At 74.6% G+C, this 22668-nt stretch carries 24 protein-coding genes; 16 read left to right on the top strand and 8 right to left on the bottom strand.

Going from position 1 to position 22668, the window contains the following annotated elements; genetic code table 11:
- Positions 1-204: 204 nt before the first annotated feature.
- On the top strand, positions 205-1059 hold the full coding sequence (locus tag GA0070558_RS25175) for a SigB/SigF/SigG family RNA polymerase sigma factor (protein WP_074473317.1): 855 nt from the start codon (positions 205-207) through the stop codon (positions 1057-1059).
- A gap of 75 nt (positions 1060-1134) precedes the next feature.
- Here the strand turns inward: GA0070558_RS25175 and ctaD are convergent, their stop codons facing one another.
- The 5 genes from ctaD to GA0070558_RS25150 form a co-directional block, all read right to left on the bottom strand.
- Complete coding sequence (gene ctaD / locus GA0070558_RS25170) at positions 1135-3138, bottom strand: aa3-type cytochrome oxidase subunit I (RefSeq protein ID WP_091284178.1); 2004 nt, start codon at positions 3136-3138, stop codon at positions 1135-1137.
- A 162-nt stretch (positions 3139-3300) separates the two neighbouring features.
- Positions 3301-4032, bottom strand: coding sequence for an ATP-binding protein (locus GA0070558_RS25165; protein ID WP_091284175.1), 732 nt, complete (start codon positions 4030-4032; stop codon positions 3301-3303).
- Between the two features lie 77 nt (positions 4033-4109).
- Positions 4110-4562, bottom strand: a complete 453-nt coding sequence (locus GA0070558_RS25160; RefSeq protein WP_091284271.1) for a DUF4383 domain-containing protein — start codon at positions 4560-4562, stop codon at positions 4110-4112.
- Between the two features lie 203 nt (positions 4563-4765).
- Positions 4766-5920, bottom strand: a complete 1155-nt coding sequence (locus GA0070558_RS25155) for a glycosyltransferase (RefSeq protein WP_091284174.1) — start codon at positions 5918-5920, stop codon at positions 4766-4768.
- 121 nt (positions 5921-6041) lie between these two features.
- Positions 6042-7022 (bottom strand): glucosyl-3-phosphoglycerate synthase, encoded by a 981-nt coding sequence (locus tag GA0070558_RS25150; protein ID WP_256092120.1) that lies wholly within the window; start codon positions 7020-7022, stop codon positions 6042-6044.
- Positions 7023-7251: 229 nt separating this feature from the next.
- Between GA0070558_RS25150 and GA0070558_RS25145 the strand changes: the two genes are divergently transcribed.
- From GA0070558_RS25145 to GA0070558_RS25120, 6 genes are all read left to right on the top strand, one after another.
- Complete coding sequence (locus GA0070558_RS25145) at positions 7252-8331, top strand: Gfo/Idh/MocA family protein (protein WP_256092115.1); 1080 nt, start codon at positions 7252-7254, stop codon at positions 8329-8331.
- Entirely contained in the window at positions 8324-9412 is a 1089-nt protein-coding gene (locus GA0070558_RS25140) for a zinc-binding dehydrogenase (protein WP_091284170.1), read from the top strand. Before GA0070558_RS25145 ends, GA0070558_RS25140 begins: the two co-directional genes overlap by 8 nt.
- A gap of 43 nt (positions 9413-9455) precedes the next feature.
- On the top strand, positions 9456-11750 hold the full coding sequence (gene secA2 / locus GA0070558_RS25135) for an accessory Sec system translocase SecA2 (RefSeq protein ID WP_091284168.1): 2295 nt from the start codon (positions 9456-9458) through the stop codon (positions 11748-11750).
- Positions 11751-11893: 143 nt separating this feature from the next.
- Entirely contained in the window at positions 11894-12634 is a 741-nt protein-coding gene (locus GA0070558_RS25130; RefSeq protein ID WP_077939931.1) for a GAF and ANTAR domain-containing protein, read from the top strand.
- Between the two features lie 129 nt (positions 12635-12763).
- Positions 12764-13264: a DUF2231 domain-containing protein gene (locus GA0070558_RS25125; protein WP_091284166.1), complete on the top strand. Its 501-nt coding sequence runs from the start codon at positions 12764-12766 to the stop codon at positions 13262-13264.
- A gap of 44 nt (positions 13265-13308) precedes the next feature.
- Positions 13309-14070: a class I SAM-dependent methyltransferase gene (locus tag GA0070558_RS25120; protein ID WP_091284164.1), complete on the top strand. Its 762-nt coding sequence runs from the start codon at positions 13309-13311 to the stop codon at positions 14068-14070.
- Positions 14071-14162: 92 nt separating this feature from the next.
- On the opposite strand, the gene GA0070558_RS25115 is transcribed toward GA0070558_RS25120, so the two are convergent.
- Positions 14163-15089 (bottom strand): DUF3500 domain-containing protein, encoded by a 927-nt coding sequence (locus GA0070558_RS25115; protein WP_091284161.1) that lies wholly within the window; start codon positions 15087-15089, stop codon positions 14163-14165.
- A 116-nt stretch (positions 15090-15205) separates the two neighbouring features.
- Here GA0070558_RS25115 and GA0070558_RS25110 point away from each other — a divergent pair, with 116 nt between their 5' ends.
- The 8 genes from GA0070558_RS25110 to GA0070558_RS25075 all read left to right on the top strand — a co-directional run bounded on the left by GA0070558_RS25110 (position 15206) and on the right by GA0070558_RS25075 (position 20630).
- Entirely contained in the window at positions 15206-15589 is a 384-nt protein-coding gene (locus GA0070558_RS25110; RefSeq protein ID WP_091284159.1) for a cupin domain-containing protein, read from the top strand.
- Positions 15590-15703: 114 nt separating this feature from the next.
- Entirely contained in the window at positions 15704-16165 is a 462-nt protein-coding gene (locus GA0070558_RS25105; RefSeq protein WP_077939925.1) for a cysteine dioxygenase, read from the top strand.
- Positions 16166-16203: 38 nt separating this feature from the next.
- Complete coding sequence (locus tag GA0070558_RS25100; RefSeq protein ID WP_091284157.1) at positions 16204-16701, top strand: rhodanese-like domain-containing protein; 498 nt, start codon at positions 16204-16206, stop codon at positions 16699-16701.
- A gap of 52 nt (positions 16702-16753) precedes the next feature.
- Positions 16754-17461 carry a winged helix-turn-helix domain-containing protein gene (locus tag GA0070558_RS25095; RefSeq protein ID WP_091284154.1) on the top strand — a complete coding sequence of 236 codons (708 nt, stop codon included), beginning with the start codon at positions 16754-16756 and terminating at the stop codon, positions 17459-17461.
- Between the two features lie 331 nt (positions 17462-17792).
- Entirely contained in the window at positions 17793-18398 is a 606-nt protein-coding gene (locus GA0070558_RS25090; RefSeq protein WP_043968732.1) for a winged helix-turn-helix domain-containing protein, read from the top strand.
- 80 nt (positions 18399-18478) lie between these two features.
- A complete protein-coding gene (locus tag GA0070558_RS25085; protein ID WP_091284153.1) occupies positions 18479-19117 on the top strand; it encodes a nucleoside/nucleotide kinase family protein in 639 nt (212 codons plus the stop codon).
- 189 nt (positions 19118-19306) lie between these two features.
- The gene (locus GA0070558_RS25080) at positions 19307-19705 is read left to right on the top strand and encodes a TraR/DksA family transcriptional regulator (protein WP_091284151.1); all 399 of its coding nucleotides are present in this window, start codon (positions 19307-19309) and stop codon (positions 19703-19705) included.
- 49 nt (positions 19706-19754) lie between these two features.
- Entirely contained in the window at positions 19755-20630 is an 876-nt protein-coding gene (locus GA0070558_RS25075) for a DUF72 domain-containing protein (RefSeq protein WP_091284149.1), read from the top strand.
- A gap of 293 nt (positions 20631-20923) precedes the next feature.
- Here GA0070558_RS25075 and GA0070558_RS25070 read toward each other — a convergent pair whose 3' ends face one another.
- Positions 20924-21166, bottom strand: a complete 243-nt coding sequence (locus GA0070558_RS25070) for a hypothetical protein (protein ID WP_141722317.1) — start codon at positions 21164-21166, stop codon at positions 20924-20926.
- Between the two features lie 135 nt (positions 21167-21301).
- Between GA0070558_RS25070 and GA0070558_RS25065 the strand changes: the two genes are divergently transcribed.
- The gene (locus GA0070558_RS25065) at positions 21302-21943 is read left to right on the top strand and encodes a hypothetical protein (protein WP_141722316.1); all 642 of its coding nucleotides are present in this window, start codon (positions 21302-21304) and stop codon (positions 21941-21943) included.
- An 11-nt stretch (positions 21944-21954) separates the two neighbouring features.
- Here GA0070558_RS25065 and GA0070558_RS25060 read toward each other — a convergent pair whose 3' ends face one another.
- Positions 21955-22665 (bottom strand): ABC transporter permease subunit, encoded by a 711-nt coding sequence (locus GA0070558_RS25060; protein ID WP_091284145.1) that lies wholly within the window; start codon positions 22663-22665, stop codon positions 21955-21957.
- Positions 22666-22668 lie beyond the last annotated feature (3 nt).

The following is a 22668-nucleotide window of genomic DNA, read 5'->3' as shown; positions in this document are numbered from 1 at the left end:
CTCGCGAACCCGGGCCGGCGTGATTGAGTACCTACGGAGCGGGAACACCGCTGGCTGCGACGGCCGGGCAAGGCTGCGCAGCCCGCTGTCGCCGCTCCTCGACGGATCCCGTCATGTGACCCACTTCCGGCCCGGTGCGTGGCTCGACCACGCGCACGTCCGGTTTCCCGACCCGGGCGGGGGACCTTCCTGAGGGAGGCGCGGATGTTCGGACAGCCCAGCACGACCACGGCACCACCCCCCACCGACCGGGGGCTGGAGGATCTCGACGCGGCGGCGCTGGCGTACGCGGCGCGGATCGAGGGCCTGCCCCCCGAGCGGCGGCAGGAGGCCCGCGACGACCTGGTGCGCTTCGCGTTGCCGTTCGCCGGCCGGCTCGCCCGCCGCTACCGGGGGCGGGGCGAGCCGCTGGAGGACCTGGAGCAGGTGGCCCGCCTCGGTCTGGTCAACGCGGTCGACCGGTACGACCCGGAGCGGGGCTCGTTCACCGCGTACGCGGCGATCACCATCGTCGGGGAGATCAAGCGCCACTTCCGGGACCGCACCTGGGGGGTGCACGTGCCCCGCCGGCTGCGCGACCTGATCCTGGAGGTGGGGCAGGCCACCGCCGCGCTGACCAGCGAGCTGTCCCGGGCCCCCACCGTCGCCGAGCTGGCCGAGCGGCTGGAGACGCCGCAGGAGGAGATCCTCGCGGCCCTGGAGTCGGCGGCCGGCTACAGCCCGGCCTCGCTCAACGCGCCCGTCGGCGGGGAGAGCTCCGCCGAGTTCGGCGACCTGGTCGGCGAGAGCGACAACGCGCTGGAGTCGGTCGACGACCGGGTGACCGTCAGCGGTCTGCTGCACCGGCTGCCCTGGCGGGAGCGGCGGATCCTCGCCATGCGCTTCTACGGCAACCAGACCCAGGCCGAGATCGCCGCCCGGTTCGGCATCTCCCAGATGCACGTGTCCCGGCTGCTGTCGCGGGCGCTGACCTGGCTGCGGCAGGCGATGCTGGCCGACGCCCCGCCGCCGTGGCAGAACGGCCCGGCCGAGACGGAACCGGTGACGAAGCGCGGCTGAGGCGAAAGGAAGGGCCCCCTGTTAACGCCTGAGGTAGAGAGGGGAGCCCTTCTCACACCCCGGAGCCCGGCGGGCTCACGGCTCCGTCGAGTCGCCGCGGCTGTGCGGGTGCCGCCACCGCTCGTTCTCCTGCGGGGCCCGCTCCGCGCCGAGCCCGCCCGGCTCCGGGGCGTCGGACTCGTCGAAGCTGGGCCGGCGCACCTCCTCCGGCTCCGGCACGTCCACCGGCCGCGCGCCCGACTGCGGCGCGGGCTGGTACGCGACGGCCTCCCGGGCGCCGTGCGCGCCCTCGGCGGCCGGCGACTCGGGCGCGTGCCGCTCGTGGTGCAGCTCCTCGGCGAAGCTCTGCGGCGGCTTCGTGGTGCGCTGCGGCAGGTCCCGGCCCAGGTCGGAGACGAGGCGGCCGTACTTGGCGTCGAAGGCGGGGCGCTCGGAGCGGATCCGGGGCATCCGGTCGAAGTTGCGCAGCGGGGGCGGGCAGGTCGTCGCCCACTCCAGCGAGTTGCCGAAGCCCCACGGGTCGTCGACCGACACCATCGCCCCGTACCGCCAGGACTTCCACACGTTGTAGATGAAGAACAACGTGGACGCGCCGAGCACGAACGACCCGACCGTGGAGATCATGTTGAGCGTGGTGAAGCCGTCGCCGGGCAGGTAGTCGGCGTACCGGCGGGGCATGCCCTCGTTGCCGAGCCAGTGCTGCACCAGAAACGTCGCGTGGAAGCCGACGAACATCGTCCAGAAGTGCAGCTTGCCCAGCCGCTCGTCGAGCAGCCGCCCGGTCATCTTCGGGAACCAGAAGTAGACCCCGCCGAACGCGGCGAAGACGATGGTGCCGAACAGCACGTAGTGGAAGTGCGCCACCACGAAGTACGAGTCGGTGACGTGGAAGTCGACCGGCGGGCTGGCCAGCAGGACCCCGGTGAGCCCGCCGAGCAGGAAGGTGACCAGGAAGCCGACGGCGAACAGCATCGGCGTCTCGAAGGTGAGCTGCCCCTTCCACATGGTGCCGATCCAGTTGAAGAACTTCACCCCGGTGGGCACGGCGATCAGGTAGCTCAGGATGCTGAAGAACGGCAGCAGCACCTGGCCGGTGGCGAACATGTGGTGCGCCCAGACGCTCATCGACAGCACGGTGATGGCGACGGTGGCCAGCACCAGCCCGGTGTAGCCGAAGATCGGCTTGCGGGAGAAGACCGGGATGATCTCGGTGATGATGCCGAAGAACGGCAACGCCACGATGTAGACCTCGGGATGGCCGAAGAACCAGAACAGGTGCTGCCACAGCATCGGGCCGCCGGTGGCCGGGTCGAACACGTGCGCGTCGAGCAGCCGGTCGGCGGCCAGGGCGAACAGGGCGGCGGCCAGCAGCGGGAAGACCAGGATCACCAGGACGCTGGTCAGCAGCATGTTCCAGGTGAAGATCGGCATCCGGAACATGGTCATGCCGGGGGCGCGCAGGGTCAGCGTGGTGGTGATCAGGTTGACCGCGCCGAGGATGGTGCCGAGGCCGGAGATGGCCAGGCCGACGATCCACAGGTTCCCGCCGATGCCGGGGGAGTGTTCCATCCGGCTCAGCGGCGTGTACGCCGTCCAGCCGAAGTCGGCGGCCCCGCCCGGGGTGGCGTAGCCGCCGACGACCAGGGTCCCGCCGAACAGGTAGAGCCAGTACGCGAAGGCGTTGAGCCGGGGGAACGCCACGTCCGGCGCGCCGATCTGCAACGGGACGATGTAGTTGCCGAACGCGAACACCAGCGGCGTCGCGAACAGCAGCAGCATGATCGTGCCGTGCATGGTGAACGCCTGGTTGTACTGCTCCGGGGAGAGGAACTGCATGCGCGGCTGGGCCAGCTCGGCCCGCAGCAGCAAGGCCAGCACCCCGCCGATGAGGAAGAAGACGAACGAGGTGACCAGGTAGAGCAGGCCGATCTGCTTGGCGTCGGTGGTCCCGATCAGCTTGATCAGCTTGGCTCCGGGCAGGGCCGGGCGGACCGGGCCGGGAAAGCCGCCGAAGCGGGCCGGCGCGAGGATCGCGGGCCCTCGGTCTCGGGCAGGCTCCGTGGTTACCCGCTTGGGCATGCTTCTCACCCCGTCGTGGCGACAGAAAGGGACGGGCGTGCCTACCCGCCCCTCTCCCTATGTAACCAGGCGAGAGCGGTAATTTCGGTCAATTCGCAGGTGGGCGGGTCTCCGTCACCGTGAACACGACCGCGTCCACCGGCAGCCGGGCGACCCGGCGGGTCAGGTGGCGGGCAGCATCGCCCAGACCACCTTGCCGTCGACCACCGGCGCGCTGCCCCAGCGCTGGGCCAGCTCCCGCACCAGCAGCAGGCCCCGGCCGCCCTCGGCCCGCAGGTCCGTCCGCGTCGCCGCGCGCGCCGCGGCGCGGCTGCCGTCCGCGACGGCCACCTGCAGGTACGGCCGGCGCAGGGTCAGCGTGACCTGCATCGGGGTGCCGGCGTGCCGGACCACGTTGCCGACCAGCTCGCTGAGCACCACCGAGGCCGGGCCGACCAGCTCCGGCAGGTGCCACCGGCCGCAGGCGTCGGCGACCAGCTCCCGGGCCCGCCGGCACGCGCCCGCCACCGGTTCCAGGCGGACCCGCAGCCGGGGCGCGGCGGCGGCCCCCGCCGTCCGGGTCGCCTCGGCGCAGTCCCGCTGCACCGGCAGCCCCCGGCACACCCTCGACTGGGTCAGCCAGCTGGCCGTTCGCGCCGGTGGCGCGCAGAGCACGACGGGCACCGCCGGCCAACCGGCCGCCTGGCGGGCGGCGGCGGCGAAGACCGACAGCGCGAGCCCGTCCCGGACGGTGAGGTCGTGGAGGTCGACCACCAGCGCGTCCGGCTGGGCGGTGAGGCAGCGGTCGAGCACCCGGTGCACCGTCCGCATCGTCGCCAGGTCGAGCGCGCCGGCGATGCGTACGACGGTCACGGGCGACTCGTCGCGGACCTCGCAGGTGATCCGGCTCGGCATGCGTGGTCCTCGTTTCCGTCTCGGGGTGACCCGGACGTACCCGGCGTGGTGCCGGGTGAAACGGAACGGCGGCGCGCTCAGCGGGGCCGGCGGTCGCGCGTCGTGAGCACGCCCAGCGCGATCATGCCGGCGCCGAGGACCAGGTGCAGCCAGCTGTCGGCGTTGTTGACGGGGATGAAGTTGGCGCCGCTGCCGTGGTCGACGACCAGGCCGTAGAGCCACAGCACGAGGTAGATCGCCCCGCCGCCGATCAGGAACGTCCGCGCCCCGTCCCACGTGCGCGACAGCGCCAGGCCGGCCAGCCCGAAGGCCAGGTGCACGGCGTTGTGCAGGACCGAGACCTGGAACACCCCGAGCAGCTTCGCCCCGGAGCCGTGGCCGGCGAAGCGCAGGTCGCCGAAGTCGGTGGTGATCCCCGGGACGAAGCCGACCAGCCCGACCAGGAGGAAGACCACGCCGACGGTGGCTGCGGCACGCCGCACCGGCGCCCGGCCGTCGGCCGGGTTGCGTCGGGCCCGCGCGTGGGCCATCGGACCGGCCACCACGACCTCCTCACCGCGAGCCCACCGCGAGCCGCCGACCGCCGGGCGGGCGTGCCCAGCCGGCCGCGCGACGCGTTCCCGCCACCGCCCCGGGCAAACGCGGGCGGTCCGCGCCGGCAGTGTCGGCAGTGTTTGCAGGGGGCCCCTGCTATGCAGAAAGCGTTAACAGGGTGCCCTTCCTTACCCCGCCGTCAGGCGGGTTGCAGGGGGCGGGCCGCGGTCTGCCGGACCTGCTCGTACAGCCCGACGTACGCGCGCGCCATCACCGCCGGGGTGAACCGCGTGGCGGCCTCCCGGCGGCACTCGTCGCCGTCGAGCACGCTCGCGGCCAGCAGCAGGTCGGCCAGCTCGTCCTCGTCGGCGGTGAGCAGCCCGGTGCGGCCGTGCTCGATCAGCTCCGGCAGGCAGCCCCGGGCCGTCGCCACGACCGGGGTGCCCAGCGCCAGGGACTCGACCACGGCCGTGCCGCCGGGCTCCTCCCAGCGCAGCGGGAACAGCGCGGCGCGGGCCCCGGCCAGCAGGTCGTCGCGCTCCTGCCCGGCGACCGTGCCGACCCAGCGGACCAGGTCGCCGTCGACGTGCGGGGCCACCTCGTCGTAGAAGAACCGCACGTCCGGGTTCTGCCGGGCCTCGTCGCCCGCCGCGGCCAGGTCCTGCGGCCGGTGGTAGGGCCCGACCGGCCCCGCGAGCACCAGCGGCACGCCGACCCGCCGCGCCAGCCGGGCGCCGACGTCCTGACCCTTGCCCGGATTGATCCGGCCCAGGATGATCAGGTAGTCGCCCTTGTCCGGCCGGGGCCGCCGGTCGGCGTCGACGGCGAGCGGGGTGGACAGGTGCACGTGGCCGACGGAGTGCTCCCGCAGCGCGCGGGGGGCGCGGGCCAGCTGCGCGGCGGACACCCCGTTGACCCGGACCCGGTCGCCGCCGTCGAGGTTGCCGTACAGGTCGGGGTGCTTGGCCAGGTCCCAGTGCAGGGTGTGCAGCACCGGCGGGGCCTGCGGGCCCATCGCCGCGAGGGTGGCCAGGCCGACGGCCTCCACGTGGTCGTGCACCAGATCGATGTCGTCGCGGGCGTGCAGCGCGCGCACCACGCCGCCCAGGTGCGCCTGGGAGATGCCACAGACCTGGTTGTACGGCCGCTGCAGGGCGTGGAACTGGCCGTCGTCGAAGACGGCGATCTTCTCGTCGACGGGCAGGGTGCTGCTGTCCACGGAGGCGAGGACCACCCGCACGCCCAGCCTGCGCAGCTCCGGCACGAGGGTGGCCACGACGTTCTCGATCCCGCCGTAGCCGGGCGGCGGCACGGACAGCCACGGGCCGGCGTTCATCAGGACGGTGAGGCTCATGCGGGATTCCTTCCCTCGGCGGGCCGTCGGGTCGCGCCGGCGGACGCTCCGGCGCGCCGCCACCCCGTTCGTGTCGGCGCACCGGCATCCGGCTTCGGCGCGCCGGCCACCGGTGGCTTCGTCACGCGGGCACCCGGCGCCGCGGCACCCGGTGCCGCAGCTCCGCCAGGGGCGGGCGCTCCTCGACCGAGACGTCGCTGACGACGATCTCCCGGTCGAGGTTCGGCAGCGCGTCGGAGCCGCCCCGCCGGAACTGGGTCAGCAGGCCGGCCGGCACGGCGCCGGGGTTGGCCCAGCCCCGGCGCTGCAACCGGGACCAGGCGGTCAGCATGATCTGCGCCGACATCCGGCCCAGCGCCGCCGTGTCCTGGTGGCGGTGCCGGCGCTCACCCAGGTCCACCTGGGCGAGCGCGTCCAGGCCGACCAGGTCGAGCAGGTCGATCAGCATCGCCGTCTCCACCCCGTACCCGGAGACGAACGGCACCCGCTCCAGCACGTCGCGGCGGCCGGCGTACTCGCCGGCGAGGGGCTGGACGAAGCCGGCCAGCTCCGGCCAGAACAGGTTGAGCAGGGGGCGGGCCATCAGCTCGGTGACCCGGCCGCCCCCGTCGGCCTCCACGCTGGCCGCCCCCACCAGCGGCCGGTGGTAGAACCCCTTGACGAAGTCGACCGACGGGTCGGTCAGCAGCGGACCGATCAGGCCGGTGACGAAGTGCGGGCGGAACTCGTGCAGGTCGGCGTCGACGAACGCGACCACGTCGCCCTCGGCCGCCGCCAGCCCGGCCCACAGCGCGTCGCCCTTGCCGGTCAGCCGGGGCAGCCCCCGCGTCATCTCGTCCTGGCCGACGACCTCCGCGCCGGCGGCCCGGGCCACCTGCGCGGTCCGGTCCGTCGACCGGGAGTCCACCACGATCAGCTCGTCGACCAGGGCCACCCGGTCCATCAGGTGCTCGCGGATGGTCGACACGATCGCGCCGACCGTCGCCTCCTCGTTACGCGCCGGCAGGACCACGCTGACCCGGCTGTCGCCCTTGGCGCGCAGCAGCCGCCGCGACGTCCACTCGGCCGCCGAACTGGTCCGATACGTCGCCCATGCCTCCACCACCGGTGTCACACTCGCCTCTGCATCCCGCACTGACGCACCCCCAGATCGTGGCGGAAAACGCGGAGGACGGAATTCCCAATTCCGCCCGCACGCTAACCGGATTGTCGCTAACAGCTTGATCACGGGCCGCGCCGCCACCGGTTTTCGGCAGGTGAACGTTTGATTGCGCGCCCCACCGGGGAGTGTGCATCGCGCGAATGCGACAGCGTGGCGAAAGGGTGTGCCGATGCGCGGGTGCCGGGTGGGACTGGTCGGGGCCGGCGGGGTGGCGCAGCGCCACGCCCGGGTGCTGGACGGCTTCGACGACGTCGAGATCCTCGGCGTGACCGACGTGGCGCGCGACGCCGCGACCGCCCTGGCCGACGCGCACGGGGCACGGACCTTCGCCGACGTCGACGAGCTGCTCGCCGCCGGCCCCGACGCGGTGTACGTGTGCGTGCCGCCGTTCGCGCACGGGCCGGTGGAGGAGGCGGTGATCGCCGCCGGGGTGCCGATGTTCGTGGAGAAGCCCGTCGCGGTGGACCTGGACACCGCCGAGCGGATCGCCGACCTGGTCGCCCGGCGCGGGCTGCTCACCGGCGTCGGCCACCACTGGCGGTACCTGCACGTGGTCCGGCACGCCCGCGAGCTGCTCGCCGACCGGCCGGTGCGGATGGTCGGCGGCGCCTGGCTGGACAAGGTGCCCCCGGTCGCCTGGTGGACGCGGCGGGACCGCTCCGGCGGCCCTGTGGTCGAGCAGGCCGCGCACGTGCTGGACCTGATGCGGGTGCTCGTCGGGGAGGTGACGGAGGTGACCGCGTACGGCGACGGCACCCCGCCGCCGGTCGACGGCGCCGACGTCGACTCGGTGACCACCGCCGCCCTGCGCTTCGCCGCCGGCGCGGTCGGCACCGTCTCCGCCGCCTGCGTCCTGGGCTGGAAACACCGGGCCGGGCTGGAGATCCTGGCCGACGGCCTCGCCCTGAGCCTGACCGAGGACGGCCTGACCGTCCGCGACGCCGACGGCGAGCGCCACCTGTCCGCCGATCCCGACGCCGCCCGCACCGCCGTCGACCGGGCCTTCGTCGACGCGGTCCGGCGCGTGGGCGACGACGTGCGGGTCCCGTACGCCGAGGCGCTGCGCACCCAGCGGCTGGCCCTCGCGATCGCCGAGTCGGCCCGCACGGGGCGACCGGTGTCCCTGCCGACCGGTCCCGCCGCGTCCCCCCACGCCGCCGCGTCCCCCCACGCCGCCGCGTCCCCCCACGCCGCCGCGTCTCCCCACGCCGTCGTGCCGACCGCGACGCGGGTGGGCGTCGATGCGTGACCGGGTGGTGGTGGTCAGCGGCCCGGGGCGGGTCGAACTGGTCGAGCAGGACGCCGACGAGCTGCGCGACGGCACGTTCCGGGTGCGGACCCTCTACAGCGGGGTCTCCGCCGGCACCGAGCTGAGCTTCGTCAAGGGCACCAACCCGTACCTCAACGTCACCTGGAACTCGGGGCTGGGGCTGTTCCAGCCGGGGGAGGCGAGCACCCCGTACCCGGTGACCCGGCTGGGCTACATGCAGGTGGGGCGGGTGGTCGAGAGCCGCACGCCGGCGGTCGCCGTCGGCACGGTCGGCGCGATGACGTACGGCCACCGCACCGGCCACGTCGCCGACCCGCTCGCCGAGCGGTTCGTCCCGCTGCCCGACGACCTCGACCCCCTGCTCGGCGTCTACGTCGCGCACATGGGCCCGATCTGCGCCAACGGGCTGCTGCACGCCGCCGCCGACCTGCACGGCACCGACGTGCGCTCGCTGCGCGACGGGGTGGCCGGCCGCCGGGTCGCGGTGGTCGGCGGCGGCGTGGTGGCCCTGCTCACGGCCCTGTTCGCCCAGCACCACGGCGCGGCGTCGGTGGTGGTGCTCGACCCGACCCCGCAGCGGCGGGCGGTCGCCGAGGCGCTCGGCCTGCAGACCCTCGACCCGGCCGCCGACGACCCGGCGGTGGTGCTGAAGACCCGGTGGAACCACGCCGCGGGCGACCGGGGCGCCGACGTCGTCTTCCAGTGCCGGGGGCAGGCGTGGGCGTTGCAGCTCGCGCTGCGCCTGCTGCGCCCCCAGGGCGCCGTGATCGACCTGGCCTTCTACCAGGCGGGCGCGGACGCCGTCCGCTTCGGCGAGGAGTTCCACCACAACGGGCTGTCGCTGCGCTGCGCCCAGATCGGCCGGGTGCCGCGCGGGCTCGCCCCGACCTGGGACCGGGAGCGGCTGTCGGCCGAGACCGTCGACCTGCTGCGGGCGTACGGTGATCGGATCCGCACGCATCTCGTGTCGGCGGTGGTGCCCTTCGATGAGGCTCCGGAGCTGCTCACCGACCTGGCCGAACGCCGCCGACAGGAGTTGCAGGTGGTGTTGACCGGCTGACCGGGCCGCACGATCCGGCCCGGGTCGCGTACCGTTGCGGCTCATGGGTGTGTCGCAACGGTTGAAGAGCAGGTTCCGTCGGTTCCTCCAGCGCCCGGGGACGACGGTCGACCTGGGCCCGCTGGAGAAGCTGCTGCCGGCCATCGAGGGCCGTGAGGAGGAGCTGTCGGCGCTGACCGACGCCGAGCTCACCGAGGCCGCCGGCTCCGCCACGGGCTACGAGGAGATCTGCGCGATCGGCCGCGAGGCCGCCCGGCGCGGGCTGGACCAGCGGCCGTACGACGTGCAGCTGCTCGGCGCGATGGCCCTGCTCTCCGGCAAGGTCGCCGAGATGGCCACCGGTGAGGGCAAGACCCTGACCGCCACGATCGCCGCGTACGGGCACGTCCGGCTCGGCAACGGCCCGGTGCACGTGCTCACCGTCAACGACTACCTGGCCCGCCGTGACGCCCGCTGGATGGAGCCGGTCTACACCCTGCTCGGGCTGACCGTCGGCTCGGTCAGCGAGGCGTCCACCCCGCAGGAGCGCCGCGACGCGTACGCGTGCGACGTCACGTACGTCTCGGTCAGCGAGGCCGGTTTCGACTACCTGCGCGACCAGCTCGTCACCGACCTCGACGACCGGGTCCAGCCGGCGCTGCGCACGGCGATCGTCGACGAGGCCGACTCCATCCTGATCGACGAGGCCCGGGTGCCGATGGTCCTCGCGGGCGCGGTCGGCGGCGAGCAGGACCCGGTGCACGCCGCCGCGGCGCTGGTGCGCGGCCTGCGCAAGGGCAAGCACTACACCGTCGCCGAGGACGGCCGCAGCGTCGCGTTCACCTCCGCCGGCCTGGCCGCGGTGGAGGCCAAGCTGGGCGGCATCGACCTGTACGACACCGAGCACGTGGGGCAGCTCTCGGCCGTCAACGTGGCCCTGCACGCGCACGCCCTGCTGCACCGGGACGTCGACTACATCGTGCGGGACGGCTCGGTGGAGCTGATCGACGAGATGCGCGGCCGGGTGGCCCAGCGCCGCCGCTGGCCCGACGGCCTCCAGGCCGCCGTGGAGGCGAAGGAGGGGCTCGACGCCACCGCCGAGGGTGAGGTGCTGGGCACCATCGCCGTGCAGGCGTACATCGCGCTCTACCCGAAGGTGTGCGGCATGACCGCCACGGCGGTGCTGGTCGGCGACCAGCTGCGCGAGTTCTTCGGCCTGGAGGTGGCGGTGATCCCGCCGAACACCCCCTGCGTGCGCTCCGACGAGCCGGACCGCATCTACGCCACCCGGGCCGAGAAGGACGAGGCGCTGGTCGACGAGATCAGGCGCTGCCACGACAAGGGCCGGCCGGTGCTGGTCGGCACCCTCGACGTCAAGGAGTCCGAGCAGCTCGCCGTCGGGCTGGAGGCCGCCGGGGTGCCCTGCGTGGTGCTCAACGCCAAGAACGACGACGACGAGGCGGCGATCATCGCCGAGGCCGGCGCGTACGGCGCGGTCACCGTCTCCACCCAGATGGCCGGGCGGGGCGTCGACATCCGGCTCGGCGGCAGCGACTCCGCCGACCGGGACCGGGTCGCCGAGCTGGGCGGCCTCTACGTCATCGGCAGCGGCCGGCACGACAGCCGCCGCGTCGACGACCAGCTGCGCGGCCGCGCGGGCCGGCAGGGCGACCCGGGCGGGTCGGTGTTCTTCGTCAGCCTGGAGGACGACCTCGTGGTCCGGCACGCCAGCGACGCCATCCCGGCGTCGCCCCGGATGAACGCCGACGGCCTGGTCACCGACCCGCAGGTCGACTACGCCGTGGAGCACGCCCAGCGGGTCGCCGAGGGCGTCAACCACGAGATCCACCGCAACACCTGGCGCTACAGCGTGGTGATCGAGCAGCAGCGCAAGGCTCTCGCCGAGCGGCGGGAGCGGCTGCTGACCAGCGACATCGCCGCGCTGATGCTGCTGGAGCGGGTGCCGGAGAAGGCCGAGGAGATGGACGAGGACCTGCTCGCCCGGGCGGCCCGGTCGATCGCCCTCTTCCATCTCGACCGGCTGTGGGCCGAGCACCTCGCCGAGCTGTCCGAGGTGCGCGAGGGCGTGCACCTGCGCGCCCTGGGCCGGCTCGACCCCCTCGACGAGTTCCACCGGGCGGCCGTGCCGGCGTTCAACGCGCTGGTGCCGGAGATCGAGGCCCGCACCATCGCCACGTTCACCGAGACCGAGTTCGACGAGGACTGGGAGCCGGACGCCTCGACGCTGGTGCGGCCGTCGGCGACGTGGACGTACCTCGTCCACGACAACCCGTTCGGCTCGGAGCTGGACCGGCTCATCGCCTCGGTGGGGCGTCGGCTCAGCGCCGCGCCGCGCTGAGGTGCGACTTTTCGGCCGTTTCGACCCGGCTTGCCGGGGGTACTAGCGCGCGTCGAAAGAATCGGGAGAGCACAGACGATGAGACAGCGCAGGGGCGGCACGGGGCGCCGGTGGTCGGCGTTCCCGGCGGGGGCAGTGGCCCGGTGAACCTGGAGGCGCAGGCCGCCGGCACCGAGACCCTGAGCGTGCTGGAGACGGCGGCGCTGCTGCGGGAGCTCACCGCCGGCCTGATCGAGGTGACGGATTTCGATGCGGCGCTCGTCCAGTTGGTCGGGCTCACCCAGGCGGCCGTCGCCGGGGTCGCCTGGTGCGGTTTCACCGCGCTGCGGGCCGGCGAGCCGGCCGGGGTGGCCGCCTCCGACCCGGCCCTCGCCGGCCTGGACGACCTCAGCGACGGCCCCGACACGCCGGCGATGAGCGCCATCCACCGCCGCGAGATGATCCTCGCCGAGGACCTCGGGCGGGAGTCGCGCTGGCCGGCCTGGACGGCCCGGGCCCGGCAGGCGGGGGTGCGTGGCGTCATCTCCGCGCCGGTCGACGTCGACGAGCAGGTCATCGGGGCGATCAACCTGTACGCCTCGACGCCGGACGCGCTGACCACCCGTCACCAGCTCACGGCGATGCTCCTCGCCGAGCACGCCGGGCTGCTGCTGGCCGCCGTCCGGGGCCGGGAGCGGCGTGCCGCCGAGGCCACCGAGCGGGACGCCGCGCTGCTCGGCGAGGGGGTGGTCGGGCAGGCGATCGGCGTCATCATGACCCAGCGCGGCTGCCCCGCTCCGGAGGCCCTGGAGGTGCTGCGCAGCGCGGCGACGTCGCTGGACATCCCGCTGCGCGAGGTCGCCGAACGCCTGGTGGCCACGGTCGCCCGGCCCCGGGAGGGCTAGCGCCGGGCCGGGGGCGGTCGGGCCCGCCGGCCACCAGCCTGTCGGTGATCCGACGGCCGGCCGTTTCCCCACGGCGACCGGCGGGTAGCACCCTGGACTGGTGAGCTGAAGCGACCAGGGGAGGGCGCGATGGAGAGCCGACTGCGGGTGCACGGGCATCCCATCCAACCGATGCTGGTGACGTTCCCGTTCGGGCTCTTCGTCAGCGCCACCGTCTTCGACCTGGCCGACGTCGTCGGCGGTCCCGCGTTCCTCGGCGAGGTCGGCTACTGGACCTCGGTCGCCGCCCTGGTGGCGGCCGCGCTGTCCACCGTCGCGGGGATGGTCGACCTGTGGGACGCCGCGGGCGAGTCGACCCGCCGCACCAAGATCACCTTCAACCTGGTCAACGCGGCGATGGCCGCGCTGTTCCTGCTGACCTGCCTCATCCGGGCGCACTCGCCGCAGCGGGGCGCGACCGGCGTCATGCTCGCCGCCGAACTGGTCGCGCTCGGGCTGGGCGGGGCCGGCGTGTGGCTCGGCGCCCGCCTGATGCGTCAGTTCGAGGCGGGGCGCGCCGAGACGGGCACCCTCGACGCGCTGGGCCCGGTGGCGGGCTCCACCGTGGAGATCGTCCGGCCCCGCGCCTGAAACCCGGTTGTCCCGGCGCGGTGGGTGCGACGATGCTTCCGCCCATGAGCGGAAAGCGGGGATTCGAGGAGCTGCTCGCCGAGGGCGCGTCCGTGCCCGTGCAGGGCTGGGACTTCTCCTGGCTGCTGGGGCGGGCCAGCGAGGAACGACCGCCGTGGGGCTACGCCCGGCTCGTGGCCGACCGGATGGCCCGGGCCGACGCGGCGCTGGACGTCGACACCGGCGGCGGGGAGGTCCTCGCCGAGGTGCCCCGCCCGCCCCGGGTGCTGCTGGCCACCGAGGCGTGGCCGCCCAACGTGGAGGTGGCCCGGCGCAACCTGCGCGCGGTCGGCGCGAGGGTGCTCCAGGTCGCCGAGGGCGGCCTGCCGGTGGCCGACGCCGCCCTGGACCTCGTGGTGAGCCGACACCCCGTGCACACCCCCTGGGACGAGATCGCCCGCGTGCTGCGGCCCGGCGGGACGTTCCTGTCCCAGCAGATCCGCGGCGGCACCATGCGGGAGCTGAGCGAGGCGATGCTGGGTCCGCTGCCCCCGCCGCAGCGGCAGCTCCCCGGCCAGGCCGTCGCCGCCGCCGAGGCGGCCGGGTTGACGGTGCTCGACCTGCGCGAGGCGCGGCTGCGCACCGTGTTCCACGACGTCGCGGCGGTGGTCTACTTCCTGCGCAAGGTGGTCTGGACGGTCCCCGGGTTCACCGTCGAGCGCTACCGACCCCAGCTCGCCCGCCTGCACGACCGGATCGAGGCCGACGGCCCGTTCGTGGCCCACGCCCGGCGCTTCCTGATCGAGGCGGTCCGGCCCGCCGCCTGAGCCGGCCGACCCACGGCCGGCGTCGCCCGCGCCGGCCGTGGGGACCGTGGGGACCGCCGCGGTGCCCCTGCCCGCGGTCGGCGTGGCTCCGGTCAGCCGTGCGCCTCGGCGTGGTGCGCGGCGAGCACGTCCGCGCCGAAGTCGCTGGCCGGGCGGCGCAGCACGGTGTGGGCGTGGTTGCCGTCGTCGGCCGTGTTGTCGTACTCGATCAGCAGGTCGTCGCCCTGCACCCGGTAGTAGTGGCGCTGCCCGGGCCCGGTGGGGCCGGCCCAGGCGAAGTGCAGCGGCCCGCCGGCGAGCCGGCGGGCCTCCCGGGCGGCCAACTGCGGCGGCAACCGGTCCAGGTACACGGCGACGAGCTGGTCCAGCAGGGCCCGGCCGGTGGGGCCGAGCCGGTCGGCGGGCACCCCCAGTGGCGCGATCTGCCCGGCGACGCGGGGACGGGTGGCGCTGACGATGTCGGCGGGGGCGTCGTCGGCGACGATCGCCGCCGCCCGTCCCGCCGGACCGATGGCGTCGAGCAGGGCCCGCCCCAGGTCCTCCTCGACCCCGAGCGGCCGGGACACCGGGTGCCCGGCGTGCCGGACGGCGGCCGGGTTCGCGCCGAGGAAGACGGGCGCGGGGGAGACCTGGTCGTCGACCACGGTCATGCTCACCGACAGGTGGTGCCCCTCGAACCGCCAGGCCCACCGGTCGTCGCGGGCCGGGTCGCCGAAGACCGCCACCCAGTAGTCGCCGCTGTGCCGCCCGCGCCGCCAGCCCTCGGCCCGGTCGAGCACCTCCTCCAGCGCGACGACGGCCATCGCCTGCGCGTACGCCGCCGGGCTCAGGGCCGTGGCCAGCAGCCGGTGTGCGGCCTTGCGGCCGGCGCGGTCCAGGTCGGCCAGGCACACCCCGGGGCGCGGCCGGGGACGGTACTCCAGCCACCGCCGGGCCCCGTCGTCGTCGAACCGGTGCGTGGCGCGGGCCCGCGCCGACTCGTCCAGCGCGCCGAGCAACGCGGTGCCGGCCGCGCGCATCTGTTCGGGTAGGGAATCGTCCACCGACCCTGTATACCCGGCCGGGCGCGGCCAGCGCGCCGCGAGCGGGGCCGGCGCGTCGCCTGGTAGCTTGCCGGGCCGGCGCGGGAGGGGCGATGGGCGACGACAGGGTGTACGTGGGCAAGGCGGACGTGGACGGCCCCCGGGAGGGCGGCTGGCTGCTGGGCCACTTCATGCCGGAGGGCGATCCGCGGCGCAGCGGCGACGTGGAGGTGAAGTGGGGCGTGCACGCGGCGGGGGAGGCCCGCTCGCGGTGGGCCACCGACGAACGGCGCACGGCGCTGCTGGTGCTGGTCAGCGGCGGCCGGTTCCGGGTCGAGCTGCCGGACCGCACGGTGCTGCTCGCCGAGCCGGGTGACTACGTGGTGTGGGGGCGGGGCGTGGACCACTCCTGGTGCGCCGAGCGCGAGTCGGTGCTGCTGACCGTGCGCTGGCCGTCGGTGCCGGGCTACCGGGTGGAGCCGCCGGTGCGCCGCTGAGGCGCGCGTCGAGGTCACGGGATGTCCCAGCATGTGGTATTACCTACTAAACCTATAGGCTTTACCTCCTATGCTGGTGGTCGCACGCTCCGCACCGATCCCGTGAGGTCCCGCATGGTAGTCAGCCGCCGTCCCGAGCCCGACCTGCTCGCCGTCGCCGCCCGGTACGCCGCCGACCCGGCCGGCTGGTCGGTGCCGCTGCGCTTCCACCCCGAACACCGGTGGTACGCGCGCCTCGCGGTCGCCGCCGACCACGAGGTCTGGGCGCTGAGCTGGCTTCCCGGCCAGGGCACCGACCTGCACGACCACGGCGGCTCCTCCGGGGCCTTCCTGGTCGTGGACGGCGTCCTCACCGAGGAGACCGTCAGCGGCGGTCGGCTGCGCCCGCACCGCCTCGCCGCCGGGGCCGGCCGCCGCTTCGGCGCCCGCCACGTGCACGTGGTCACCAACCGCGACGACCAGCCGGCGGTCAGCGTGCACGTCTACCGTCCCGCGTTGACCCGGATGACCCGCTACCGCCTCGTCGACGGCCTGCTGCGGGTGGCCGAGGTCGCCGAGGCCGGCGTCGCGTGGTGACATCGTTGACCACCTCGACTCCCTGGAAGGACCCGATCATGCCGCACCACCCCGCCCGCGCCGAGAGCTGTCCACGGCCCGTGCCGCCCCCCGGCTCCCGGGGCATCGACGAGATCCTCGCCGAGGCGCGCTCCCGGCTGCGGCGGCTCGACCCCGAGCAGGCGCACCTGGCGTACCGCGAGGGCGCCCTGCTGGTCGACATCCGGCCGGCCGCGCAGCGCGCCGCGCACGGCACGGTGCCCGGCGCGCTGGCGATCGAGCGCAACGTGCTCGAGTGGCGCTTCGACCCCCGGTGCGCGGCCCGGCTGCCCCAGGCCGTCGGCTACGACGTGCCCGTGGTGGTGCTGTGCCAGGAGGGCTACACCTCCTCGCTCGCCGCCGCCGCGCTCCAGGACATCGGCCTGCACCGCGCCACCGACGTCGTCGGCGGCTTCGCCGCCTGGCGCATCGCCGGCCTGCCCACGCTCGGCCCCACGCCCCCGCCCCGTTCCCCGTCCGTCGCGCCGCCGGTGACCGCCGGCCGGGCGCACCACTGACCGCCGCGCCCCACCGGACGCGGCGGTCGGCACCGCCATCTGAGGAGGCACCATGTCCGTCGTCGCCATCTCCTCGCGCCCCCACCCGCCGGGCCGGGCCGAGCGGGCCCCCCAGTGCCGCCCCGACCGCGCGCCGGCAGGCCGGGTCGACCGGGTCCCGTCGCCGGGACACGCCCGGTCCGTGCCGACACTGACCGTCACCGTCGAACTCGCCCCCGGCCAGCTGACGCCCCGCCTCGCCCGGCTGGTCGAGCTGCTGGGGGAGCTGGCCGAGTCCGGCGAGGGCACGCTGCTGGCGGGCTCCACGGAACAGGGCCGCCGCGCACCGGAGCCGTGGGCCCCGGCGGAGCGCCGGCCCCGCCCGGTCGAGTTCCGGTCGGCACAGGCCGACCCGGCGGGGCCGCGACCGCTCGTGCCCCGGGTCTCCGCCGCCGCCCCGCCGCCCCCCGAGGACCCCGAGGAGGTACGCATCCTGGCCGCCTCGCGGGTGGTGCGGCAGGGCCCCCGCGTCATCCCGCTGACCCGCATCGAGTTCGACCTGTTGCACTTCCTGGCCGAGCACCCCCGCCGCGTCTTCACCCGGTTGCAGCTGCTCAGCAACGTCTGGGGCTACGAGCACGCCATCGCCCGCACCGTCGACGTCCACGTCCGACGGCTGCGCGCGAAGCTCGGCGCCGCCACCCCGTTGGTCACCACCGTCTACGGGGTCGGCTACCGGCTCGCCGACGAGGCGCGGGTCAGCGTCGACCCGCACCGCTGAGACGTCCGCCGCGCAGCCGGCGACGCGGCGCACCCCGGCTCCGGGGTGCGCCGCGTCCGCGTGTCGGACGTCTGCGCCGCCTGGCCGGTCACCCTGCGGCCCGAGCGCGAACGGCGGGCCGCGCGGGTACCCCCCCGTCTCCCACGATCATGGTGACTCTGCTGTAATCATCAGGCCTCGTACGCAGAGCGAGCATCCGGCTCCGATGTGTTCGTCAATTGTCACATTCATGCAACGTAGCCGCCCCTTGACCGCCAGGTGGGCGCCGGGAAGCATCGATGCAGCGGCGTCCCGGGCCGTGGGGAGATACCCGGACCAGCCAAGGAGGACCATGTCGGTCAGCCCCGCATCGCCGCGCGCCGGATGGCATACGTCCCAACCCGCGGTTCCCGGTCGGCCCCCCGGCGGTCAGCGCCGTCCCGTCAACGGCACCACGCCCGTGCTCACCGTGACCCTCAGCATCCCGCTCGTGGCCGAGGAGACCCTGACCCCGGCGGCCCGCCGCCTGCTCGACGCGGCCCGCGAGATGCTGGAGCGGGGCGAGGGGGTCGTCACCGCCGGCCCCGCTCCCGAACGGCGGCCCGACCAGGTGCCCGCCGGGCGCACGCCGCCGCGTCCCCTGGCCCCGACCATCCCGGCGCTGCACATCCTGGCGTCGTCCCGGTCGGTGCTGCGCGACAACGAGCCGCTGCCCCTGACCCGGCTGGAGTTCGACCTCCTGCTGCACCTGGTCGCCCACCCCCGGCGGGTGTTCACCCGGCTGCAACTGCTCAACGCCGTCTGGGGCTACGAACACGCCGGGGTCCGCACCGTCGACGTGCACGTGCGCCGGCTGCGCGGCAAGGTCGGCGTGGACGTGCCGCTGGTCACCACCGTCTACGGCGTCGGCTACCGGCTCGCCGACGACGCCCGGGTGACCATCGACCGCAGCGGCTGACGACCCCACCGGCCGGGCCCGTCAGCGCCGGCCCCGCCGCCCGGCCCGCGTCGCGCCCGACGACCGGGCACGATGGTCGGATGCGCGTGCGCCCCATCACCCCCGAGCGGCTCGTCACCGAGCTGACCGAGCGGCTCGTCGCCGCCGACCCGCCCGGCCGGCTGCGTGTCGCGGTGGACGGCGCCCCGGCGGCGGGCCCCGACGAACTGGCCGCCGCGCTGGTCGACCCGCTGCGCGCCCTCGGCCGCCCCGTGCTGCACGTGCGGGCCGCGGACTTCCTCCGTCCGGCCTCCGTGCGGCTGGAGTTCGGCCGGACCAATCCCGACGCCTACTACGAGGGGTGGGTCGACGAGCCCGGCCTGCGCCGCGAGGTCCTCGACCCGGCGGGGCCCGGCGGCTCGGGCCGGATCCTGCCGTCCCTCTGGGACCCCCGCACCGACCGGGCCAGCCGGGCCGGCTACGTCACGCTGCCGCCCCACGGCGTCGTCCTCGTCAGCGGGGCGCTCCTGCTCGGCGGCGGGCTCCCCGTCGACCTCGCCGTGCACCTGGAACTCTCCCCGGCCGCCCTGGCCCGGCGCACCGACCCCGCGCTGCGCTGGACGCTGCCGGCCTTCGCCCGCTACGCCGAGGAGGTCGCCCCGGCCGGCTTCGCCGACGTGGTGGTGCGCATCGACGACCCCCGCCACCCCGCCCTCGTGGAGCCGGACGCCGCCCGGTGACCCCGGGGCCGCACGCCCCCTGGGGCGCCGCCCCGGGAGGCGGGCCGGAGATTCCAGAATTCGGTGGTTTGGCGCGACCACACTCGGGGTAATCGCCCGGCTCACAGAGCGCGAGTGATCTCCACCCGCCTCACGCAGCGACCGGGCCGGGCACCACCCCGGCGCACCAGCCAGGAAAGGCAGGCAGCGATGCTCGTCCACGACACGGTAGCCACCGGCCGATCGCAGGCGGACACCGACCAGATCCGGGCGTCCCTGCGGGCTCGCTACGAGGAGCTCTCCGCCGAGTACGAGCAGGCGGTGCTGCAGAGCCAGGTGCTGCGCCTGGTGGAGGTCGGCGACACCGCCGGCGACGACCAGGCCGACAGCGGCACCAAGACCGCCGAGCGGGACACCGCGCAGTCGCTGCTGCGCACCATCCTCGACCGCCGGGCCCAGTTCGAGCGGGCCATGGGCCGGCTCGACGAGGGCACGTACGGCTTCTGTGAGGGCTGCTCGGCCCCGATCCCGGTGGAACGGCTGGAGATCTTCCCCTCCGCCACCGCCTGCGTCACCTGCAAGCAGAGCCGGGAGCGGCGGGCCGCCTGAGGCGCCCCCTCCGGTCGCCGGTCGGTAGCGGACGCGGTGCACTCCACCCATGGGTGAGATCAAGGTGGGCACCGCGTCCTGGACCGACCGGACCCTGCTCGACTCCGGGTGGTATCCGCAGGCAGCGGACAACCCGGAGAAGCGCCTGTCGTACTACGCGAAGCAGTTCCCGCTGGTCGAGGTCGACGCCACCTACTACTCGCCGCCCGCCGAACGCACGGCGCGGCTGTGGGCCGAGCGCACCCCGGCCGGGTTCACCTTCAACGTCAAGGCGTTCAGCCTGCTGACCGGCCGACCGACGCGGGTCTCCGCGCTCTACAAGGACCTGCGGCCGGACACCGACAAGCGCAACGTCTACCCCGGCGACCTGCCCGCGCAGGCGTACGAGGAGGTGTGGACCCGGTTCCTGTCCGCCCTCGACCCGCTCGTCGAGGCGGGCCGGCTCGGCGCGCTGCTGTTCCAGTTCCCGCCGTGGTTCACTATCAAGCGGGACAACAAGCAGTACCTGCTGGAGGTGGCCCGCCGGTGCGCGCCCCTGCGGCCGGTGTTCGAATTCCGGCACGCCTCCTGGTTCGCGGGGGACAACCGCGACGAGACGCTCGGCTTCCTGCGTGGGCACGAGCTGGCGTACGTCTGCGTGGACATGCCGCAGGGCCACCGCTCGTCGGTGCCGCCGGTGCTGGCGGCCACCGCCGACCTGGCCGTGGTCCGCTTCCACGGCCACAGTGCCAAGTGGACCAGCAAGGACATCCACGAGAAGTTCGGCTACGACTACTCCGACCGGGAGCTGCGCGACTGGGCCCCGAAGCTGCGCGCGCTCGCCGACGACGCGGGCGAGACCCACGTGCTCATGAACAACTGCTACCGGGACTACGCCCAGCGCAACGGCCAGCGCCTCCAGTCCCTCCTGGCCGCCGGCCCCTGACGCCGGCCTGGTCTCCCGCGCGGGGAACGGGTGCGAGATCGCGCTCGATCAGGGAATGAGTGGCCTCACCCTGGCGCGGAGGCCACTCTTTCCGCGATCGAGCACGATCTTCCCGCGCTGCCCCGCCTCGACGCCGCCGACCACGCCGCGAATAGCAGATCTTGGAAGCGGACGGCCCCTCCAGGGGCCGAAATCTTCCAAGATCTGCCCCGGTCACGGCTCGTCGGCGTAGGCCGTGCGCTTGTAGTCGCGGGGTACAGGCTGTGTCTCTTCCCGCGCCCCCGGCAAGAGTCCTAGTCTGGCTCCACGCCTGCCTGGCGCAGGAGGGTGCGGATCCACTCGCGGGACAGGCCCGTGGCGGCGACGAGGTCCCGCATGCGGGTGCCGGCCCGCGCTTCCGCCACGATCGCTTCGCCGAGGTCCCGCCGCGCTTGACGCAGCGCGTCCTGGCTCGTGCGCACCTGAGCCTTGGCGGCGTCCACGGCGTTCTGGGCAGCCCGGTAGGCCGCCGTCACCGAAGCCAGATCCTTCGCCACGCCGTCACACTGTCACACCAGCGATCTTGGCCATTTATCGGTCGAGAAACTGGCCAGGCAAGTGTTCTAGTATTGGCCAGTAGGAGACTACTCTGTTGGCATAGAAGGGTTGGGTCGACAGGGGAGGTTCTTACCGTGAGTGTGTTTCCGCCGTTGCCCGGGTGCGGGGAGTTGGCCAGCGTCCGGATCGAGGTGTACGGGGGAGGTGGCCTCGACGCCGCCGCGTACGCGTGCGCCGGGCACGCGGCCCCGATCGCCGTGACGATCGAGGCCGCCGGGTGGTCCGCTTGTCCGACGTCGCTCGTCCCCGAGTCGGGCCGGCCCTGCGGGCACGTCTACCGGTACCCGACCGGTGGGTTGGCCGACCCGCCCGGCGACGCCCATCCCCGCTGGTGCGACCGGGACGGCTGCGCCGCGAGGCGACGGCACCGCTCCACGCGGCTCCCGCTGACGCCGCGCTCGCCGGCACCGCCCACGGGCCTCCTGGCCGCCGAAGGCCCGGCGACCAAAGGCCCGACCGCCGGAGGCCCGGCGACCGGAGCCCCGCCCGTCGAAGCCCCCGCCGACGTGGCGCTGGCGCAGGCGCTCGTGCCCGGCGCTGGCCCGGTGCTCGTGGTCGCCGTCGGCGGGGCCGAGCCCGGCGAGCTGATGCTCACCCTCGACCAGGGGCGGGTGCTGTCCTACCGGCTCCGCCGCCTGCTCGACCTGGCCGCCGCGACCCACGCCCGCCACGCCGGCCCCGGTGTGCGCCCCCGCAACCGGCGCGGCTGCCCCTGACCGGGCAGGGGTCAGCTCGTCTCGCCGGCCACGCTGAACGAGCGGAGCCGGTCGATCGCCAGCACGGTGAAGCCCACGCTGATCAGCGCGCTCATCGACGCCGCCACCGGCACCGACACGTCACCCAGCAGCAGGTCGGTGGGCGCGATCCGGTCGGCGAGGGTGATCACGTACTGCTGGATGGAGAGCACCCGCGTGCCGCTGACGACGCTGCCGAGCAGCCCCTCCCAGATCAGCACGTAGACCAGGCCGAGCAGCACCGGCCGGCGGGTGAGCAGGCTGAGCGCCAGGAACAGCGCCGAGTACGCCAACGCGCCGACCGCCGACGCGGCGGCCAGCGCCAGGCCGAGCCGTGCGGAGTCGGCCAGCAGGCCGGCGGCGCAGAGCGGCACGGCGACGGTGACCCCGGTGACCGCGGTGGCCACCGCCAGCTTGGGCAGCACGATCTGCCAGCGGGGCAGCGGCTTGGTCAGGATGTGCACGACCGTGCCGTCGTCGATCTCGGCGCCGAGCACGCCGGTGCCGACGATCAGGGCGACGACCGGGAGCACCACGGCCAGGCCGAGGCCGACCAGCACCGGTGGGCCCCAGTCGCGCGGGGTGACCCCGAGCCACCGGGAGAGCACCGCCAGGCCGACCAGCACCACGGGCAGCGGCAGCAGCAGGAGGAAACGGCGACGCCCGAACAGCCCGCGCAGGGTGAGCCAGGAAACGGTGGACATGGG

The sequence above is a fragment of the Micromonospora haikouensis genome (assembly GCF_900091595.1).
Taxonomy (GTDB): Bacteria; Actinomycetota; Actinomycetes; order Mycobacteriales; family Micromonosporaceae; genus Micromonospora; species Micromonospora haikouensis.
The sequence above is the reverse complement of the archived record's forward strand: the minus strand, read 5'-3'. Positions and strand labels throughout refer to the sequence as shown.

What these genes read in the sequence shown, in the direction of transcription:
- GA0070558_RS25175 (WP_074473317.1), top strand. Translation starts at nt 205, where the DNA reads ATGTTCGGACAGCCCAGCACGACCACGGCACCACCCCCCACCGACCGG.
- ctaD (WP_091284178.1), bottom strand. Translation starts at nt 3,138, where the DNA reads ATGCCCAAGCGGGTAACCACGGAGCCTGCCCGAGACCGAGGGCCCGCG.
- GA0070558_RS25165 (WP_091284175.1), bottom strand. Translation starts at nt 4,032, where the DNA reads ATGCCGAGCCGGATCACCTGCGAGGTCCGCGACGAGTCGCCCGTGACC.
- GA0070558_RS25160 (WP_091284271.1), bottom strand. Translation starts at nt 4,562, where the DNA reads ATGGCCCACGCGCGGGCCCGACGCAACCCGGCCGACGGCCGGGCGCCG.
- GA0070558_RS25155 (WP_091284174.1), bottom strand. Translation starts at nt 5,920, where the DNA reads ATGAGCCTCACCGTCCTGATGAACGCCGGCCCGTGGCTGTCCGTGCCG.
- GA0070558_RS25145 (WP_256092115.1), top strand. Translation starts at nt 7,252, where the DNA reads ATGCGCGGGTGCCGGGTGGGACTGGTCGGGGCCGGCGGGGTGGCGCAG.
- GA0070558_RS25140 (WP_091284170.1), top strand. Translation starts at nt 8,324, where the DNA reads ATGCGTGACCGGGTGGTGGTGGTCAGCGGCCCGGGGCGGGTCGAACTG.
- secA2 (WP_091284168.1), top strand. Translation starts at nt 9,456, where the DNA reads ATGGGTGTGTCGCAACGGTTGAAGAGCAGGTTCCGTCGGTTCCTCCAG.
- GA0070558_RS25125 (WP_091284166.1), top strand. Translation starts at nt 12,764, where the DNA reads ATGGAGAGCCGACTGCGGGTGCACGGGCATCCCATCCAACCGATGCTG.
- GA0070558_RS25120 (WP_091284164.1), top strand. Translation starts at nt 13,309, where the DNA reads ATGAGCGGAAAGCGGGGATTCGAGGAGCTGCTCGCCGAGGGCGCGTCC.
- GA0070558_RS25115 (WP_091284161.1), bottom strand. Translation starts at nt 15,089, where the DNA reads ATGCGCGCGGCCGGCACCGCGTTGCTCGGCGCGCTGGACGAGTCGGCG.
- GA0070558_RS25110 (WP_091284159.1), top strand. Translation starts at nt 15,206, where the DNA reads ATGGGCGACGACAGGGTGTACGTGGGCAAGGCGGACGTGGACGGCCCC.
- GA0070558_RS25105 (WP_077939925.1), top strand. Translation starts at nt 15,704, where the DNA reads ATGGTAGTCAGCCGCCGTCCCGAGCCCGACCTGCTCGCCGTCGCCGCC.
- GA0070558_RS25100 (WP_091284157.1), top strand. Translation starts at nt 16,204, where the DNA reads ATGCCGCACCACCCCGCCCGCGCCGAGAGCTGTCCACGGCCCGTGCCG.
- GA0070558_RS25095 (WP_091284154.1), top strand. Translation starts at nt 16,754, where the DNA reads ATGTCCGTCGTCGCCATCTCCTCGCGCCCCCACCCGCCGGGCCGGGCC.
- GA0070558_RS25090 (WP_043968732.1), top strand. Translation starts at nt 17,793, where the DNA reads ATGTCGGTCAGCCCCGCATCGCCGCGCGCCGGATGGCATACGTCCCAA.
- GA0070558_RS25085 (WP_091284153.1), top strand. Translation starts at nt 18,479, where the DNA reads ATGCGCGTGCGCCCCATCACCCCCGAGCGGCTCGTCACCGAGCTGACC.
- GA0070558_RS25080 (WP_091284151.1), top strand. Translation starts at nt 19,307, where the DNA reads ATGCTCGTCCACGACACGGTAGCCACCGGCCGATCGCAGGCGGACACC.
- GA0070558_RS25075 (WP_091284149.1), top strand. Translation starts at nt 19,755, where the DNA reads ATGGGTGAGATCAAGGTGGGCACCGCGTCCTGGACCGACCGGACCCTG.
- GA0070558_RS25060 (WP_091284145.1), bottom strand. Translation starts at nt 22,665, where the DNA reads ATGTCCACCGTTTCCTGGCTCACCCTGCGCGGGCTGTTCGGGCGTCGC.